We start from the raw sequence: 17,880 nt of genomic DNA, 5'->3' as shown, positions 1-17,880 counted from the left end.
CGCGGGAGGCGGGGTTGAACCTCCGCGGGAAAGTGTTTAGAGTCACAGGCGTCGGCCCCCGGGCCGCGCGGCGGGGATGTGTTCGACGGCGCACACGTCTCTGCCGCCCTTACGATGGGGTGCATGGACCATCACGCTGTACGGAACGTCGAGGGCGTCGACCCCCACCTGTCCATCACGCGCAGCTCCGCGGTCTCCCCGCTCCCCCTGCCGCCCGTCCTCCTGCTGCACGGCTTCGGCTCGTCGTCGCGGCAGAACTGGCTGGACACCGGCTGGGTCCGCCACCTCAACGACGCCGGCCGCAGCGTCATCGCGGTGGACCTCCCCGCGCACGGCGACAGCGCCGCGCCGGAGGACCGCGGCGCCTACACGCCCAGCCGCATGCGCGCGGACCTCCTACAGGCCCTGTTCGACGAGCGTGTCCTGCCACTCCGCGACGGCGACCCGACGTCCGGTGTCGACATCATCGGCTACTCCCTCGGATCGAGGCTCGCCTGGGAGTTCGGCGCCACGCAGCCCGAGATCGTCCGGCGGATGGTGCTCGGCGGTCCCGGCACCGCGGACCCCCTCGCCGACTTCGACCTCGAGGGCGCCGAGCGGTTCCTGGCGGGAGGATCCCCCAGCTCGGATCCGAGCACGGCCGATCTCCTGCGCATGGCCCAGGCCGGTCAGCAGGCCGACCTTCCAGCACTCCTGGCCATGGTCACGGCGATCAAGACGGAACCCTTCGACCCACAGGGCGCCGTGCCCAGGATGCCGCTGCTCCTGGTCGCCGGGGACCAGGACGACTACGCCGGGGGCATCGAGGATCTTCGCCGGTGGGCCGCGGACGCCGTCGTCACGAGACTGCCCGGCAGGAACCACTCGAACGCCATCACCGCCAGGCTCTTCAAGGACGCCGCCCTCGCCTTCCTCTCCTGAGCATGCCGGGGCCTACGGGCCCCTGGCCAAGGTTCGGTAGCACCCGGCGGGTCGCTCCGGTGCCGGATACCCGCGGACTATACTCGAAATTGATCAGTAGCCTTATGAGCGGGCGGGATCGACCATCACGAACAGTCGCGGGAGGACACGCATGCGGGTGCTCCTCGCCGACCGGTACGAGACGACCGGCCTACTCGGCGTCGGAGGAACCGCGTCCGTGTACCGGGCGGTCGACCGCACGCTCGGCCGTGACGTCGCCATCAAGATGTTCCATCCCACGACGTCCGACGACGACGACTACCGCCGCCGGCACACCGAGATGATGCTGCTCTCCATGCTGAACCATCCCGGTCTCGTGACGTTGCTCGACGCCGGGATCCACGCGGACGAGGACGGCCGCACCACCGGCTTCTCGTCATGGAACTCGTGGACGGCGAGGACCTCCGGCACCGGCTCAGGCGCGGCCCGCTCGCTGTCCGGGACGTCGCCCAGCTCGGGGCGGACCTCGCCGATGCCCTGGCCTACATCCATTCCGAGGGCGTGGTGCACCGCGACGTGAAACCCGCCAATATCCTGCTCTTCCACGGCGCCGACAACGGCACGCGGCTGTATGCCAAGCTCACGGACTTCGGCATCACCCGGATGGTGGAAGCCACCCTGGCCACGGCCGTCGGGGCGACGATCGGCACGGCGAACTACCTGAGCCCGGAGCAGGCCAAGGGAGACCCCCTCGACGAGCGGAGCGACATCTACTCACTCGGCCTCGTGTTGCTCGAATGCCTCACCGGCCGGAAGGCTTTTCCCGGCCCTGTGGTCGAGGCGGCTCTGGCGAGGCTCCTGCGCGATCCCGAGATCCCCGCATCGCTCGGCCCGGGCTGGGCCGGCCTGCTCCGTCACATGACGTCGCGGGATCCGTCGCGGAGGCCCTACGCGCACGATGTCGCCCTGCAGTTGCGTGACCGGGCGAACGCACGCCTCGCGACGCCCGCCCCGGCACCCTCGGCGCCGCGGTCCGGGGATTCTCCGGTCCTGGCCGGCGGCCCCGCTACGCGAAGCGCCGATCCCGGCGGCGTCCTTCCGGGACGCCTCACCGGCGCGGGACCCGGCGGCATCCGCCTGCCGGATCCGCCGCGTCGTGCACCCAGGATCACCGCTGTCCCGCTCCCAGAGCCCCTGGTCCTGGCGCCCTGACGCCGACGGGAGCGTCTGATCCCGTCGCCTGTCGCACCCGGGCGCCGGGATCACCGACGGGCGAGCTCCTGATCAGGAGCCGTCGCCGTCGTCCTCCTCCGGCTCGAAGTTGCTCGGCTCGTCGGTGGATCCTGCCGCCACGCCGTCCGCGCTCGCCGGAATGGTTCCTTCAGGGCCGGCGCCCTCCGCCTCGTCGGTGCCGTCTCGTTCAGTGCCTTCGGTACTCATGGGTCCTCCTACAGCTCGGATGTCCTCCGATCCTATGCTCGCCACAGGGGAAGGAACAGCGGGCCGGCAGAGCCCAGCCCACGTGCTATGCGCGTCGTCGTACGGTCCCTCAGGCGGTCCCCCGTGCCGTCCCCGTGGTCGTGGCGGGCCGCAGGGCGACGGCCGAGACGACACCGAGGAGAAGCAGCGCGCCGGCCGCCGACGCCGGGACCACCGCGGCGGCGGCCGGCCCTGCCGATTCCGCGAGCGTCCCGGCGAGCGCCGAACCGATCGCCGTCCCGGCCACGATCCCGCTCGCGAGCAACGTCATGACGGTGCCCAGCCGGTGCGCGGGAGCGACGTCCGAACCGATCGAGAAGATGGTCACCATGGTGGGTCCCACGAAGATGCCGAGGACCAGCAGCACCAGGACCATCGCGGCGATCGAGGCGGGAAGGGCGAGCGCCGCCGCGGCGACGGCCATCGCCGCGGCGGAGGCGATCCAGCGCCCGGTATGGCTGAAGCGGGGGGACCAGTAGGCCACCGACAGGGCGGCCACCGCCGAGCTGAGGCCCATCACGGCGTAGAGCAGTCCCGAGGACTCGGCGGAGCCGAAGTGCCCGGTGAAGGCCGTGAGGAAGGTCTGCGTGGACCCGAAGAAAGTCCCCATGGCGATCATGCCCGCCACGGGGAGCAGCACGAGCGGGGCCCGGCGCCGCGCGGACGTGTCCCCGCCGGGGGCGATGTCGTCCTCCGCGGGCGCCGGAGGCGCGTCGCTGAAGGCGACGGTCCGGTGGACCGCGAACGCGCTGACGAGGGTGATGGTGAGGGCGGCGGCCAGCGCCAGCGGCAGCCAGGGCGCGATGACGGCGGCGAGCAGTCCCACCAGGGCCGGGCCGAGGACGAAGGTCAGCTCATCGGCCGTCCCCTCGTAGGAGAGCGCCGTGTCGAGGTCCGACCGGTGTCCGCCGCGGGTCATCGCCATCCACCGGACCCTCGCCAGCGGGCCGATCTGCGGACAGGTGAAGCCCATCGCGAAGGCTGCTGCGAGGACGAGAGCCAGGGCCCCTCCGATGAAGCGTGCACTCGTGAGTGTCACGACCAGCAGGCCCGCGATGGCCAGGGTGTTGAGGACCGCCGAGACGAGCAGCACGATGCGCTGGCCGCGCCTGTCGGCGAGGACGCCGAGCACCGGGGCGCCGAGCGCGGAACCGATGCCGACTGCGCCGGCCGCGAACCCTCCGGCGGCGTACGAGTCGCTGGCGGTGGTCACGAGGGTCAGCGCGCCGACGGTGAGCATCGCCAGGGGAAGCCGGGCGAACAGGCCGAGGACGAGGAAGGACGTGCCCGCGAGACGCGGCAGCACGCCGAACCTGCCGAGGCGTGACCGCGCGGGGCGGTCCGGATGTGGCGTGGGGGACGGTTCAGGGGACGGGGAGTGCGCCGAGGCGGGCGTCGGGTTCTTGTACATACGCTTTCCGGGTGCGTCGAACGCGCATCGTCCCCCCTCCCGATGCGCCCGACCCGGTAACGTCCCGAGTTTACACGCTCGCCGGCTGCTGCACGAGGCGCAGGACGGAGCCCTGCCGTCCCTTCACGACCTGCAGCTGCGCGCTGACCCGCTGCCTGAGTTCCGGTACATGGCTCACCAGGCCCACCACGCGGCCGCCGCTCCTCAGCCCCTCGAGCGCATCCATGACCTGCTCGAGCGCCTGGTCGTCGAGCGAGCCGAACCCCTCGTCGACGAACAGGGTCTCGATGTCGAGTCCACCCGCCTCCTGCTGCACGACGTCCGCCAGTCCGAGCGCCAGCGCCAGCGAGGCCATGAAGGACTCGCCTCCCGAGAGGGTCGAGGTGTCCCGCCGGTTGCCCGTCCAGCCGTCGATCACGTTCAGGCCCAGCCCCGATCGCTTGTTGCCCGCGGTGGCGTCACTGTGGACCAGCTGGTAGCGGCCGTCGGACATCTGCAGGAGGCGCTCGGTGGCCGCCGCCGCCACCTGCTCGAGCCTCGATGCGAGCACGTAGGTCGCGAGGGACATCTTGTAGAGGTTCTCCCCGCCACCGCGTGCGGTGTCGGCGACGGCGGCAACCAGGTGCGCCCGTTCGCGCAGGGGCACGACGTCGCGCTCGAGGTCCGCGAGCTGCCGGGCGTACGTCTCGAGCTGGGCGACGGACTGCCCGAGCACCTCCGCGCGGATCCCGGCCCGGTGCGCCCGGATCCGGAGGTCCTCGGCAGCGGCGGCGGCGCGTTGTTCGCCGTCCTCGGACGGCGGTTCGACGCCGTCACGTTCCTCGAGGAGGGTCTCCTGGATTGCCGGGTCCTCCCAGGCGGCGTCGAGGCGATGGCCCCGGATCTCATGGTCCCTGACCTCCTGCTCGATCCGCGCACGGCCGTCCGCGGGCAGGAGCGCGGCGCGGGCCTCCGCCGCCGAGGCGAAAGCGGTGGCGAGCAGCGCCTCGTCGAGGCGCTTCCGGTCGTCGGCCCGGCGGGCGGCGGCACGGGCGACGTCGTCGAGCGAGTCCCTCACGGCTTCGAGACGGTCGTGGGCCCGCTGTACCTGCCCGATGCGCTCCGCCAGCGACGTCGCCGCGGACTGCAGACCCGCGAGCCGCTGCACCAGGGCGTCCTCCTGATCGAGGAGCGACGCCCTGCGCGACTCGGCAGCCGCCCGTCCCGCCCGGAGCTCGTCCCGCAACCTGCCCGCCGTGTCCTCCTCCACGACGGACGTCCGGATGCGCTCCTCGACGGCCGAACACTCGGCGGAGGCCGCCTCGGCGTCGTCGACCCTGCCGCGGGCCGCCAGGGTCGCCGCGGCCGCGTCCTCCGGCGAGGCCACACCTCCGCGGGCGGCGAGGTCGGCCGCCTCGAGCCGCAGCCGGTCACGTACCTCCCGGGCGTCGTCGCGGGCCTTCTCGGCCCGGGACTGCACGCGGCGCGCCGCCTGCTCCTCCTCCAGGGTGATCCGGGTCCCGCCCGGGGAGGTCACGGGTGCGGGGTGCTCGGGGCTGCCGCACACCGGGCACGGCTGTCCGTCCCGGAGTTGCTCGGCGAGTTCCTCTGCGGACTGCTCGAGGCGGAGCTGCAGCGTGTCGAGCCACTCGGTCTTCCGCTGCAGGAATTCCTCCGACGCCGCCTCGGAGGCGGCCTCGGCCTCGGTACGACGCCCGGCCGCCGCGCGGTACCGGCGGACGACCTCCTCGGCGGCCGCTGCCGCGGCGAGATCGGCACGCAGGTGCGTCAGCCCGTCGGCCGCCAGGCGCAGCGGGACGAGGCTCTCGGTGTCCGCGGCACGCGTGCGCTGCAGCCGGGCGATGGCCTCGACGGTGTCCCCGATGCGCAGGTCGAGGCCGTCGAGGGCTGCGGCCTCGGACTGCAGTGCCGCCCGGACCTCGAGCAGCCGGTGCTCGTCCGGCAGGGCTGCGCGCAAGACGCCCAGCGTCGACGACGACGCCGTGCACGCGTCGACCAACGCGTTCCGCGGGAGGACGTCGGTGGCGAGGAGGCCGGGATCGAGGAACTCGGCGGCGGTGATGTCATCCTGCAGGTCGTCGAGGGCCTTCCGGTGCAGGGAGCGGGCCCGTTCGACAGCACGGGCGCCGTCGTCGTCGAGGTCGAGCAGGGCCGCGAGGACCTGCGCCTGGTCGTGGCGACGCAGGGACGCGGTGAGGCGGTCCGTCTCCGCCGCGCGGCCGTCGTGCTCGGCGCGTTGCACGCGGAGCCGGGCCAGGTCCCCGAACCGGCTCCGCCGTCGTCGGATCTCCGCCAGCGTGCCGTCCGCGAGGGCGCTCGCCTCCGCCAGCTCGAGGCTCTCGAGCGCTGCGACGTCCCGCTGCTCCGACAGGGCTGCGGTCATGGCCTGCAGCGACACCGCCCCGTCGGTTCCCGCGTCGAGGGCGTCCCCGGTGCCGCCGACGTCGTGGCGCTGGGCCTCGTCGACGGCACGGAGGAGGAGGTGCCGCTGGCGGCCCTCCTGCTCCGCGAGCTCCCGGCCGACGCGCTGGCTCTCCTCGGTGAACAGGCGTTCGAGATCCTCGAAGCGCGTCGTCGAGAAGAGCCTCTGCAGCAGGTCCCGCCTCGGCTTGGCATCGGCACGCAGGAAGGCCGCGAAGTCACCCTGGGGCAGCATCACCACCTTGGTGAACTGTTCCTTGTCCATGCCGAGGAGCCCCTGCAGCTCGAGCCCGGCCTCGTCGTTGCGGGCGGACTTCTGCACCCAGTCGGAGCCGATGCGCTCGCTGAGGAGCGTGCGTGCCTGCTCCGTCGTCGTACCGCCGCCCCGCCGCGACGGGCGGTCCCAGGCCGGTGACCGCACGACCCGGAAGCGTCGGTCGGCGACGGAGAACTCGAGGGAGACCTCCGGGGCCACGCTCTCGGCCGCGTGATCGCTGCGCAGCCTCTTGGCGGCCTGGCGCGCCCCGGGAACGGAACCATAGAGCGCGAAGCACACGGCGTCGAGCACACTCGACTTCCCCGCACCGGTGGGGCCGTTGAGGAGGAACAGGCCCTGCGCCGACAGCGTGTCGAAGTCGACGCTCTGCCGGTCGGCGAAGGGCCCGAACGCCTGGATCTCGAGGTGGTGCAGTCTCACGGAGGCTTCCTACCGTTCGTGGGCGAGGCTGAGGGCGGTATCGACCGTCTGCCGGACGAGCGCCTGCTCCTCCGGCGAGGCCTTCCGGCCGCGCACGTGCTCGAGGAATCCACAGCAGATGTCGGCGTCGTCCCGGGCGCCGGCGATCCGCTCGCTGTACGTCCGGGCGTCGCTGCCGGCTCCTCCCTCGGGGTCGAAGGCGAGCACGAGCGTGTCGGGGAACCGCGACCGCAGGCGCTCCATGGCGCGGGCCGGGCGCTCGGGATCGGTGAGCGTGACGTGGCAGTAGGCCGTCTCCGCCCACTCGAGGTCGGCACGGCCGAGCAGGTCGTCGAGCCGGCCGCTGAGGACCGCGAGCTCCCGCGGGGCGGGCCACTCGACCGCGCGGACGTCGCGCACCCCGTCCGCGTCCACCTCCAGGAGCCAGGCCCCCTTGTGCTGGTCGACCTCCGAGAAGGAGTAGGCGAGGGGCGAGCCCGAGTACCGCACGGTGTCGGAGAGCCGCTGCCTGCCGTGGAGGTGGCCGAGCGCGCTGTAGTCGAAGCCGTCGAAGAGGTACAGCGGCACGGCACCGAGTCCGCCGATCGCGAGGTCGCGTTCGCTGTCCGTGGGAGCCCCGCCGGCGGCGAAGGTGTGCGCCATGACGACCGACACGACGCGCCGGCCGGCCGCCCGCCGTGCGAGGTCCTCCCGGATGCGGTCGAGGGCGGCGCCGGTCACGGCCGTGTGCGTCGCGGCGTCCGCCTGCAGGGCGTCGGCGACCACGCGGGGCTCGAGGTAGGGGACGCCGTAGACGGCGAGTTCGGCGCCCTCGCCGAGCGGCCACGTCACCGGGATCGCGATGTCCTCGACGCGCGTGCGGAGGTGCACCCCCCCGCGGGAGAACAGGCGCCCGCCGAACCCCAGCCGGGTCGCCGAGTCGTGGTTACCGCTGCTGAGCACCACCTGCGCGCCGGCGACGGTGAGGCGGTCCAGCGCCTCGTCGAGGAGCGCGACGACGTCGACGGCGGGCAGGGCGCGGTCGTAGACGTCCCCCGCCACGAGGACGACGTCGACGGCCTCCTCGCGGACCGTCTTCTCGAGGCTGTCGAGGAAGATCCGCTGGGCGTCGAGCATCCCCGTGCCGTGGAAGGAACGGCCCAGGTGCCAGTCGGACGTGTGCAGGATCCTCATGAATTTCACGCTACCGCCGCACGCCGACATTGTCGGCATCAGCGCGCGGCGGGCTCCGCGGGGTTCCTAGCGGACCGGTCCCGTCGTCCCCGGGGCGTCCTCGCCGGAGGGCGCCTGCGGGCCGCCGTGCCCGGGGGTGTCGAAGAACGACGCCGCGTCGCCGTCCGGGCGGTCCGTGTCCTGCGCGGTCGCGTCCCCGTCGAGCGGGCCGTGCTGGTCGGCGGGCGCGGCGGCGGGGGCCTTCCCTGCGTCGCGTGCACCGGTGGCACCGTTCGCCGAGTCGATGCTCCGGTAGATCAGTCCCGCGATCAGGCCGCCGACGATCGGGGCGGCCCAGAACAGCCACAGCTGCTCGAGCGCCCACGACTCGGCGAACACGGCCGAGGCGGTGGCGCGGACGGGGTTGAGGGCGCCGTTCGTGACCGGCAGGAGGAACGAGAGCAGCCCCGCGTAGGTCAGGCCGACGGCGAACGGGGCGAGGTCGCGCCGGGCGTGCCGGGAGCCGGCCCCGAGGAAGACCGCCACGAGGAGTGCCGTGGCGACCACCTCGAGCAGGAAGGCGCTGGTCAGGGGGAACTGGGCGGCCGAGTGCTCGTCGAAGCCGTTGGAGGCCGAGCTGAAGAATCCGCTGATGTCGGTGAGCTGCGCATTGGCGCTGAGCACGAGCCAGATGAGCCCGGACGCCGCGACGGCGCCGAGTACCTGGGCCACGACGTACGGGGCGACGGACTTCCAGTCGGTGCGGCCGGCCACGGCCGAACCGAGGGTGATCGCGGGGTTGAAGTGTCCGCCCGAGACGTACCCGAAGGCGATCATCGCGGCGACGACGGCGAAGCCGAACACGAGCGTGGGCTGGAGCGCGGTCTCCGTGGCCAGCATGGTCGCACCGAGTCCGGCGAGGAGGACGAGGAACGAACCGACGCCCTCGGCGATCGAGCGGGCGGCCAGGCCGGGGGCCCGCACCGCGTGCTCGGACACACCCGTGGAGAACTCACCGGGGGGTGGGGACACGGCGGTGGAGGACGCGGCGGTGGAGGACGCGGCGTCCGCCGTCGCTCCGGCCGGCGTCGTGGGGGAGGTCATGGAAGCGGGATCCTTCGGTCGTGCTGCAGGGGACTGCCCGGTGCCCGGGCCGCCGACAAGCCTTCCATCCTAGTCTGCATGGCGGCTGGGAGAGGGTGCGCCGACCGACCCGGACGGGCTCCCTAGACTGGGACGGTGACGACCCACAGCTCCGACGACGCAGGCACCGCCGCTCCGACCACGACCGCCGCCGGGGACGGCCCGATCGGCTATGAGGACCGCGTCCTCGGGTGCCTCCTCGGCACGATGGCCGGCGACGCGTACGGCGTCCTCTCCGCGGCGGGGGACGATCCCGACGCCGCCCTCGAGGATCCCGGGGCGCTGGTGGTCTCCGACGCGACGCAGCTCACGCTGTACACCGTGGACGGCCTGATCGACGCGCTGGAATGGGCGAACGACGGCGTCGCCGCGGACGAGACGGCCTGCCTGTGGCTCGCCTACCTGCGCTGGCTGGACCGGCAGGGCGAACACCTCCCGGCCGGCGCTCCGGCGCCGCCCGCGCGGTGGCTGGACCGCCAGGAGGACCTGCTGCCCGTCCACGACGCCGATCCCGACACCGTGCGCGCACTCCTCACCGGCGAGATGGGGACCCGGTCGCGGCCCCTCAACCTGCAGGCGCAGGGCGCCGGGGCGCTGATGCGCTCCGCCCCCTTCGGACTGGTGCCCCGCATCCCGGCGAGCATGGTCGAGCGGCTGACGGTCGACGGCGCGGCGCTCACCCACGGTTCCGCCGCGGCACGGGGCTCCGCCGCCCTCTTCAGCGGCATCATCCGGTCGATCGTCATCGAGGGCGTCGGCCTCCAGGAGACGGTCGGGGCCGTCCGCGCGGAGGAGCACCACCTGGCCCCCGGCGTCGGACCGACCGACCGACCGGCCGACGGCACCCTGGGCGACGGCCCGGACCGCGGGACCGCAGCTGGAAGGACGACGGCGGCCGGGACGTTCGAGGCGGCACTGCAGGCGGCGCTCGAGGGCGCGGCGGCATCGCCGGCGCCCCGGGCACAGCTGGCGGCGGCGCTGGCCCATGCGGCGGCAGCGGGCAGGCCGGATGCCTCGCCGGTGGTCGCGGCGTCCCTGGCAGGCGCGATCATCGGCGCACTCCACGGCACGCAGGCCCTTCCCCCCGCCTACCTCGACGCTCCCGGCCTGCCGGCGGTCGTCAGGACGATGGCGCGCACCCTGCTCACCGCGACCACCGGTTCCTGACGCGATGCACCCGACGGAGGGGACGCCCGGGGGACGCCTGTCGGGCCGCCCGGGGTGGGATCCCGGGGCGCTCCCCCGGCTGACGGGCCGTCGCATCCTCGTCACGGGCGGCAATGCGGGCCTGGGCTACTTCGCCTGCGAGCAACTGGCGGGCGCCGGGGCGAGCGTGGTCCTCGCCGCGCGGAGCAGCGACAGGGCGGGCCGGGCCATGGACGCCATCCGCGACCGGCACCCCGACGCCGACGTCGCGTTCCAGTCCCTGGACCTGGCCGACCTGTCGTCGGTCCGGGACGCCGCCGCGGCCATCGCGGCGGGCCCGCCGCTGGCCGGACTGCTCGCGAACGCGGGCGTGGTCGGTTCGGCGGAACGCCGTACGACGGCGGACGGCTTCGAGCTGCAGTTCGGCACCAACCACCTGGGTCACTACGCCCTGATCGCCTCGCTCCTGCCGGCGCTCTCCCCCGCAGGCACCCGGATCGTCCATCTGGGGAGCATCAGCCACCGCTGGGCGCGCCTGACGCCGTCGTCCCTCCAGCCGTCGTCGTACCGTAATGCGAGCGCGTACGCGACGTCGAAGCTGGCCGTCATGGCGTTCGGCTTCGAACTCGCGCGCCGCCTCCACCTGACCGGCAGTGCCGCGACGAGCGTCGTGGCGCATCCGGGGTTCGCCCTCGGCATGCTCACGCCGCCCAGGCCCGGCGTCGAGGCCCACAAGCCCGCCCCCGGGTGGAGGCGTCGACTGATGGAGCCGGTCGCGCAGGGGAAGGACGACGGCGCATGGCCTCTCGTGCGGGCCACGGTCGACGCCGGCATCCCGAACGGCGCCTACTGCGGCCCCGACGGCTGGTTCCAGCTCAAGGGGCGGCCCGGGCTCGTCCCCGCGGAGCCGCGTGCCCGTGAGAGCAATGCCGCGTCGCGGCTCATCGACCTCTCGGCGAGGCTCACGGGGATCGGCCTGCGCTTCTGAGGCACGGCGCCTACTGGCTGGCAGCCGGCCACCGCCCGCCCGTCATCTGCAGGAACTCGGCCTCCGACAGGACCTCGATGGCCTGGCCCCGCTCGTGCAGCTCGAGCACGCGGCGCGCCTTGCCGGTCACACGCCCGTTGCGCAGGTCCGAGGCGACGAAGCCGTCGCCGACCACCAGCACGGTCGTCCTGCGCGTGACGGAACTCGCCGGTTGAGCCCCGAGCCGCGCAGCGCGCTCCTTGGCCTGCGGACGCGGGATGCCGAGGTTCCCGGTGAAGACCACCGTCTGTCCGTAGAGCGGATGCCGCGGGTCGGCCTGGGCGTTCGCATGCGGGTTCTCGCCCTCCTCCGGCCAGCCCGCCCAGCCCCCGGAGGACGTCCCGCGTTCGAGCGCCGTCCGCGTGGCCTTCGACAGCTCGTCCACGCCCGGCGCGTACGGCTCGGCGCGCGACAGGGGCAGGCTGTGATGGCCGAGCACGTCCTCGACGGTGGAGGCGCCGTACCGGCGGGCGATGTCGATCATGATGCCGGCGCAGGCGCGGGCGTCCTCGACGGCGTCGTGGTGGTTGACCAGCGGGACACCGGCGGCCTCCGCGACGAAGGGCAGGGAGTAGGAGGGCAGGGAGTAGCTCCTGCGCGAGAGCACGACGGTGCAGGCGTAGTCCCAAGCGGGTCCGGCCAGGGCCGATACCTCGAGTGCGGAGCGGATGACGCCGAGGTCGAAGGCCGCGTTGTGGGCGACCAGCACGTCGGAGCCGATGAAGCCGCCGATCTCCGGGAACAGGTCGCCGAACCGGGGGGCGTCCTCGACCATGGTCGAGGTGATGCCGTGGATCGCGATGTTGCGGGAGTCGAAGGAGTCGTGTCCGACGGGCGGCCGCATGAGCCAGGATGCTTCCTCGACGATCCGCCCGTCCCTGACCTTGGTCAGGCCCACGGCGCACGGGGACCCGCGGAATCCATTCGCCGTCTCGAAGTCGATGGCCGTGAACGCGATTCCCACCTCGTCAGTTTACCGCCGCCGGCTGCGCGTTAACGCAACGTTCATCGCGGAGGCGGCCCATCCCCGGGCATCCGGCCCTACCCTGAACCATGGCCCGTATCGACAGCTCCCGCAGGTGGTACCTCTTCGACTATGGGAACGTGATCTCCACGGCCCCTACGCCCCAGGACTGGGACCTGCTCGCGGAAGCGACCGGGGCGCAGGACCTGCAGGGGTCCACCTCCGCCTACTGGCAGCACCGCTACGCCTACGACGCGGGATCCCTCACCTCCGAGGAGTACTGGTCGCTGGTGTGCGGCGAGCGCGTGGAACGGGTGCGGTCCGCCTGGCTCGACGTCCTCGACGGCAACCAGTGGTCGCATCCCAACCTCGAGACCCTCGACGTCCTGGAGGACCTGGACTCCCGGGGTGAACAGCTCGCGCTGCTGTCGAACATGCCGGCGGCCATGGTGTCGCAGCTCTCCTCCGCACCGTGGACGCGGCTCTTCCGGCACCTCTTCTTCAGTTCGTCCCTGAGGCTGGTCAAGCCCTCCCCCGCGATCTTCGAGCACGTCCTGGCCGAACTGTCGGTCGACGCGGCCCAGATCACCTTCGTCGACGACGCCCCCGCCAACATCGCGGCGGCCCGTGCCCTCGGCATCGACGCCCGGCTGTTCGAGGCGTCGTCCGATCTGTCCCGGGTGCTGCAGTCGGCGGACGCCGGGGTCCCGACGGCGCGCAGGTAGGCCGGCACGGGCCGGCAGGGACCGGGCCGGCAGGAACCCGGAGGAGCACCGGGTGCGCGGGTCAGCCCGCCGGGACGGGAGCCGAGCCCGGATCCCGGCCTGTATCCCGGCCGGGGAGGAGGAAGTCGAGGACCGCCTCCATGCCCTGGACGTCGGCCGTCCAGTCGGGCCGGCGGAAGTCCTCCCGGGCGAGCAGCAGGTTCTGCTGCGTCTGCACCTCACCCCGGCGGGCCTCGACGAGTGCTGTCCCGTTCAGGGAGTAGCCGAGGCGCCGGGACACGCCGAGCGACGCCCTGTTCCAGTCGGCCGCCTCCGAGACGGCGGACGTCGCGCCGAGGTGGTCGAACGCGCACTGCAGCACGGCGGCCCGCATCTCGGTGCCGAGGCCCTGCCCGTGCATCGAACGCGTGAGCCACGAGCCCGATCCGACGCGGCGCAGGAGCGGGAACCGCCGTGCCATGAGGTCCTGGACGCCGATGATGCGGCCCTGGTGCAGCACGGCGAAGTTGATCGTCCAGTCGTCGGGGCCGACGCCGGCCCGGGTCCTCCACTGGTGCCGCGCCGTCTCGGGGACGAGGACGTCGCGTGGCGCATCGGTCCAGGGGAAGCTGAACGGCATCTCGGCGGGATCGTGGATCCCCTCGAGGACGGCGTCGACGAGCTCCGGCAGGTGCTCGTCACGCACCGGCGTCAGGACGAGGCGCGGCGTCGTGATGACGAGCCCGAACAGCGGCCACACGCGGACCAGCGGGTCCGCGCCGCCCGCCGTCGCCGCCCGCGGGATCACCGGGCCCGCTTCGCCGCCCGGTGCTTGCGCACCTTCGTGACGACGAAGTAGACGGCGAACAGCACGACGGCGACGATCACGATCTTCTGGAAGGTGTTCGCGTACTGCTCGACGATGTGCCAGTTCTCCCCCAGGTAGAACCCGGCCATCACGAAGATCGTGTTCCAGATGAGACTCCCGGCCGTGGTGAGCAGCAGGAACTTGCCCAGCGGCATGCGCTCGATCCCGGCGGGGATCGAGACGAGGCTCCGGAAGAGCGGGATCATCCTGCCGAAGAAGACGGCCCGGTAGCCGTGGCGCTCGAACCACGCCTCCACCCGGTCCACGTCCTCGAGGTCGATGAGCGGGACCTTGGACACGAGCCGCCTCATGCGGTCACGTCCCAGCCAGGCCCCGAGCGCGTAGAGCGCGTACGCGCCGACCACGGAGCCGAGGGTGGTCCAGAGGATCGCCTCGAACAGCGAGAAGTTCCCGCGGCTCGCAGTGAAGCCGGCCAGCGGCAGGATGACCTCGCTCGGCAGGGGCGGGAAGAGGTTCTCCAGCGCGATGGCGAGCCCTGCCCCGGGGGCGCCGATGGTCTCCATGAGGTTCACGGCCCAGTCGGTGACGGCGCTGAGGGCCGAGCCGTCCGACGACGTGGTCGCCGTCGGCACCTGAAGGGCCTGGGCGGCCTGGACTGTCTGGATGATGCTCACGGTGATTTCCGTCCCTCTACTGGTCCGTCCTGGTGGGCGGCATGCGTGCCGTCCGGGCTGGTGGTGCTCATGTGGATGCTCCGCCGTGGGCGGTGCCGCGGGGTGTTCAGCGGAGTGCCTCGACGAGGTGCGGCAGCAGCGCCCTGAATGCGATGCCCCGGTGGCTGATGGCGTTCTTCTCGGCCGGTGCGAGCTCGGCACAGCTGCGGTCCAGTCCCTCGGGTACGAGGATGGGATCGTAGCCGAAGCCGCCCGTGCCCCGCGGGGCGGTCAGCAGCGATCCCCGCAGTTCGCCTCGCTCGGTGGAGCTGCCGGGGGACGCTCCGGGAGGGTACGCGAGGGCCGCGGCACAGACGAAGGCCGCGCCCCGCCGCTCGTGCGGGATGTCGGCGAGCTGTGCCAGGAGGAGTTCGAGGTTCGCGGCGTCGTCGCCGTGCCGCCCGGCCCAGCGTGCCGAGAAGATCCCCGGGGCGCCGCCGAGGACGTCGACGGCGAGGCCCGAGTCGTCGGCCACGGCGAGCAGGCCGGTGGCAGCGGCCACCTGCTCCGCCTTGAGCAGCGCGTTCTCCTCGAAGGTCACGCCGCTCTCCACCACGTCCGGTGCACCCGCGGTCTCGGCGTCGACGACCTGCGTGTCGACGTCGAGCCCGGGCACCTGCCCGCGCAGCAGCTCGCGCAGCTCCCTCAGCTTCCCGGCGTTCCGGGTGGCGAGGACCAGCCGGGGCCGTGGCGCGTCAGACACCGGAGGAGTCCCGGAGGGTGTCGATCTGGATCTGCGCGAGCTGCGCGGTGCCGAGGAGGGCGAGGTCCAGCAGGGCGTCGAGCTCCGCGCGGTCGAACGGCGCGCCCTCCGCCGTGCCCTGCACCTCGACGAACTTGCCCGAACCGGTGACCACGACGTTCATGTCCGTCTCCGCGCGCACGTCCTCGACGTAGGGCAGGTCGAGCATGGGGACGCCGTCGATGATGCCCACGCTGATGGCGGCGACCGTGTCGGTGAGCGGGGACGCCGAGGCGGGGATGAGCTTCTTGTCCTTGGCGTACCGGATGGCGTCGGCGAGGGCGACGTACGCGCCGGTGATCGCGGCGGTCCGCGTCCCGCCGTCGGCCTGCAGGACGTCGCAGTCGAGGACGATCGTGTTCTCCCCCAGCGCCTTGGTGTCGATGATGGAGCGCAGCGAGCGGCCGATCAGCCGCGAGATCTCGTGGGTCCTGCCGCCGATCCTGCCCTTGACGGACTCGCGGTCCGAGCGGGTGTTCGTGGCGCGCGGGAGCATGGCGTACTCGGCGGTCACCCAGCCCTTGCCCTCCCCCTTGAGCCAGCGGGGCACCCCGCTGGTCAGGCTCGCCGTGCAGAGGACCCGCGTGTTCCCGAATTCGATGAGCGCCGACCCCTCGGCCTGCTTGGACCAACCGCGCGTGATGCTGATGTTGCGCAGCTGGTCGGGCGTCCTGCCGTCCGCGCGCAGCACAGGAGTCCGGGTAGTGGCGGAGGGCGGCACGGGCGTGGAGTTCGCGGAAGTCATGATTTCCAGTCTAGACGCGGGCGCCCCGGAGGGCGTCCCGCGATCGGGTACGGCGGACCGGTGCGGGCCCTGCCGGGGCGTGCGTCACACCGTGTAGGAGACGCCGGCGACGGCGACGGCGAGGTGGCCCTCGTAGCTCTCCCTGGCCTCGCTCACGGCGACGTTGGCGTCGTTCCAGACCGGGAGGTGGGTCAGCAGGAGGCGCTTGGCGGACGCGCGGGTCGCGACGTCGCCCGCGCGCTTGCCCGTGAGGTGCACGCCGGTGATCGCGTCGTCCCGGCCCTCGTGGAAGGCGGCCTCGCACAGGAAGACGTCGGCGTCCCGGGCCGCGTCCACCAGTCCGTCGCAGGCGTCGGTGTCCCCCGAGTAGGCGAGGACATGCGGGCGGGGGGTGCCCCCGGCATCCGCCTCGGTCACCTCGACCCGCAGCGCGTAGGCCTCCTCGATGGGGTGCAGGACCCGGTAGGGCGTGATCGTGAAGGGACCCACGGACACCGCGGAACGGTCCTCCCACGAGCGGAAGTCGAAGTCCTCGTGCATCCCCGGATCGAGGTCGAGGCCGTAGGCACTGGCCATCCGGTCCGCCGTCGCCGCCGGACCCCAGACGGGGATGCGGGGCAGACCCCAGCCCGAGGGGTCCCAGTGGACGGCGACGTGGAGACCGCACAGGTCCATGCAGTGGTCGGGGTGGAGGTGGGAGAGGAACACGCCGTCGATCTCGCGCAGGTCCATGTACCGCTGGAGGGCCCCGAGGGAGCCGTTGCCCAGGTCGAGGAGGATGCGCCACGTGCGCCCCTCCCATTCGGCGCTCAACAGGTAGCAGGACGCCGGGGACTGGGGGCCGGGGAAGGATCCGCTGCAGCCGACGATGGTGAGTTTCATGCCGGCGGGAACCCGGCGGCGATCATCTCGGGCGTGATCCGCGCGAGGCTGCCGGTCGGGTACTGGGCGGCGACGTGGTCGACGTGCTGGACGCTGAGCACCTCGGGTCCCAGGAAGCGGCGCGCGAGCACCTCGAAGCCCGCGGCGTCGCCCGTGGCGATGAAGCGGTGCACGGCGGGCGCCGTGCCGGTCCGCTCGAGGTCGTGGGAGACGAGGGCCCGGTACACGTCCTTGGCGGTCTCCTCCGCACTGGAGACGAGGGTCACGGCGTCGCCCATGACGTAGGAAATGACGCCCGTCAGCAGCGGGTAGTGGGTGCAGCCGAGGACGAGCGTGTCCACGTCCGCGTCCTTCAGGGGCGCGAGGTACTCCTCGGCCGTCCTCAGCAGCGCCGGGCCGCCTGTGATGCCGGCTTCCACGAACTCGACGAAGGCAGGGCAGGCCACGGACGTGACGTCGAGGTGCGGCGCGGCGGCGAAGGTGTCGTCGTAGGCGCGGGACCCGACGGTGGCGCTCGTGCCGATGACGCCGATCCGGCCCGACCGGGTGGACGCCACGGCGCGGCGCACGGCGGGCTGGATGACCTCGATCACGGGGATGCCGTAGCGGGCGGTGTAGCGTTCCCGCGCGTCGCGGAGCACGGCCGCGGACGCCGAGTTGCAGGCGATGACCAGGAGTTTCACGCCGGAGTCGACGAGTTCGTCCATCACGCCCAGCGCGTGGGCGCGCACCCGGGCGATCGGGAGCGGCCCGTAGGGACCGTTCGCCGTGTCGCCGACGTACATGATGGACTCGTGCGGGAGCTGGTCGATGACGGCTCGTGCGACGGTCAGTCCCCCGACGCCGGAGTCGAAGATGCCGATGGGCGCTGCGCTGCGGTCGGGGTTCGCTGGCTCTGGGCTCATGATCCTCCGAGAATATGGCG

General features: G+C 72.8%; 17 protein-coding genes and 1 pseudogene. 6 read left to right on the top strand and 12 right to left on the bottom strand.

All coding sequences use genetic code 11. From position 1 onward, the window contains the following. Positions 1-123: 123 nt before the first annotated feature. From ACX80K_RS00365 to ACX80K_RS00355, 3 genes and pseudogenes are all read left to right on the top strand, one after another. On the top strand, positions 124-921 hold the full coding sequence (locus tag ACX80K_RS00365; RefSeq protein ID WP_459269915.1) for an alpha/beta fold hydrolase: 798 nt from the start codon (positions 124-126) through the stop codon (positions 919-921). A 151-nt stretch (positions 922-1,072) separates the two neighbouring features. Next, positions 1,073-1,234 (top strand): annotated as a pseudogene (locus ACX80K_RS00360) (serine/threonine-protein kinase); the annotation flags it as partial. 104 nt (positions 1,235-1,338) lie between these two features. Continuing rightward, positions 1,339-2,112 (top strand): serine/threonine-protein kinase, encoded by a 774-nt coding sequence (locus tag ACX80K_RS00355; protein ID WP_459269914.1) that lies wholly within the window; start codon positions 1,339-1,341, stop codon positions 2,110-2,112. Between the two features lie 72 nt (positions 2,113-2,184). Here ACX80K_RS00355 and ACX80K_RS00350 read toward each other — a convergent pair whose 3' ends face one another. The 5 genes from ACX80K_RS00350 to ACX80K_RS00330 all read right to left on the bottom strand — a co-directional run bounded on the left by ACX80K_RS00350 (position 2,185) and on the right by ACX80K_RS00330 (position 9,164). Then, on the bottom strand, positions 2,185-2,340 hold the full coding sequence (locus ACX80K_RS00350) for a hypothetical protein (protein ID WP_459269913.1): 156 nt from the start codon (positions 2,338-2,340) through the stop codon (positions 2,185-2,187). Between the two features lie 109 nt (positions 2,341-2,449). Continuing rightward, on the bottom strand, positions 2,450-3,790 hold the full coding sequence (locus ACX80K_RS00345) for an MFS transporter (protein WP_459269912.1): 1,341 nt from the start codon (positions 3,788-3,790) through the stop codon (positions 2,450-2,452). A 70-nt stretch (positions 3,791-3,860) separates the two neighbouring features. Then, on the bottom strand, positions 3,861-6,908 hold the full coding sequence (locus ACX80K_RS00340; protein ID WP_459269911.1) for an AAA family ATPase: 3,048 nt from the start codon (positions 6,906-6,908) through the stop codon (positions 3,861-3,863). A gap of 9 nt (positions 6,909-6,917) precedes the next feature. Further along, entirely contained in the window at positions 6,918-8,081 is a 1,164-nt protein-coding gene (locus ACX80K_RS00335; RefSeq protein ID WP_459269910.1) for an exonuclease SbcCD subunit D, read from the bottom strand. Positions 8,082-8,147: 66 nt separating this feature from the next. After that, positions 8,148-9,164 (bottom strand): aquaporin, encoded by a 1,017-nt coding sequence (locus tag ACX80K_RS00330; protein WP_459269909.1) that lies wholly within the window; start codon positions 9,162-9,164, stop codon positions 8,148-8,150. 135 nt (positions 9,165-9,299) lie between these two features. On the opposite strand from ACX80K_RS00330, the gene ACX80K_RS00325 reads away from it, so the two are divergent. Next, positions 9,300-10,370: an ADP-ribosylglycohydrolase family protein gene (locus ACX80K_RS00325; RefSeq protein WP_459269908.1), complete on the top strand. Its 1,071-nt coding sequence runs from the start codon at positions 9,300-9,302 to the stop codon at positions 10,368-10,370. A 4-nt stretch (positions 10,371-10,374) separates the two neighbouring features. Continuing rightward, positions 10,375-11,337: an SDR family NAD(P)-dependent oxidoreductase gene (locus tag ACX80K_RS00320; RefSeq protein ID WP_459269907.1), complete on the top strand. Its 963-nt coding sequence runs from the start codon at positions 10,375-10,377 to the stop codon at positions 11,335-11,337. A gap of 10 nt (positions 11,338-11,347) precedes the next feature. On the opposite strand, the gene ACX80K_RS00315 is transcribed toward ACX80K_RS00320, so the two are convergent. Then, the gene (locus tag ACX80K_RS00315; RefSeq protein ID WP_459269906.1) at positions 11,348-12,340 is read right to left on the bottom strand and encodes an exonuclease domain-containing protein; all 993 of its coding nucleotides are present in this window, start codon (positions 12,338-12,340) and stop codon (positions 11,348-11,350) included. An 89-nt stretch (positions 12,341-12,429) separates the two neighbouring features. On the opposite strand from ACX80K_RS00315, the gene ACX80K_RS00310 reads away from it, so the two are divergent. Beyond that, positions 12,430-13,065, top strand: a complete 636-nt coding sequence (locus ACX80K_RS00310; RefSeq protein ID WP_459269905.1) for an HAD-IA family hydrolase — start codon at positions 12,430-12,432, stop codon at positions 13,063-13,065. A gap of 61 nt (positions 13,066-13,126) precedes the next feature. Here ACX80K_RS00310 and ACX80K_RS00305 read toward each other — a convergent pair whose 3' ends face one another. The 6 genes from ACX80K_RS00305 to murI all read right to left on the bottom strand — a co-directional run bounded on the left by ACX80K_RS00305 (position 13,127) and on the right by murI (position 17,860). Continuing rightward, the gene (locus ACX80K_RS00305; RefSeq protein ID WP_459269904.1) at positions 13,127-13,852 is read right to left on the bottom strand and encodes a GNAT family N-acetyltransferase; all 726 of its coding nucleotides are present in this window, start codon (positions 13,850-13,852) and stop codon (positions 13,127-13,129) included. Further along, a complete protein-coding gene (locus ACX80K_RS00300) occupies positions 13,849-14,436 on the bottom strand; it encodes a DedA family protein (RefSeq protein ID WP_104179341.1) in 588 nt (195 codons plus the stop codon). The genes ACX80K_RS00305 and ACX80K_RS00300 overlap by 4 nt, the downstream gene beginning before the upstream one ends. 217 nt (positions 14,437-14,653) lie before the next feature. Then, the gene (rdgB, locus tag ACX80K_RS00295; protein ID WP_459269903.1) at positions 14,654-15,289 is read right to left on the bottom strand and encodes an RdgB/HAM1 family non-canonical purine NTP pyrophosphatase; all 636 of its coding nucleotides are present in this window, start codon (positions 15,287-15,289) and stop codon (positions 14,654-14,656) included. Then, on the bottom strand, positions 15,282-16,073 hold the full coding sequence (gene rph / locus ACX80K_RS00290; RefSeq protein ID WP_459269902.1) for a ribonuclease PH: 792 nt from the start codon (positions 16,071-16,073) through the stop codon (positions 15,282-15,284). Before rph ends, rdgB begins: the two co-directional genes overlap by 8 nt. An 84-nt stretch (positions 16,074-16,157) precedes the next feature. Next, complete coding sequence (locus ACX80K_RS00285; RefSeq protein WP_459269901.1) at positions 16,158-16,955, bottom strand: MBL fold metallo-hydrolase; 798 nt, start codon at positions 16,953-16,955, stop codon at positions 16,158-16,160. Then, entirely contained in the window at positions 16,952-17,860 is a 909-nt protein-coding gene (gene murI, locus ACX80K_RS00280; protein ID WP_459269900.1) for a glutamate racemase, read from the bottom strand. The genes ACX80K_RS00285 and murI overlap by 4 nt, the downstream gene beginning before the upstream one ends. Positions 17,861-17,880: the final 20 nt, after the last annotated feature.

The organism is Arthrobacter sorbitolis (assembly GCF_054510995.1).
Note: the sequence above shows the minus strand (reverse complement) of the source record. Positions and strands in the feature narration are given on the sequence as shown.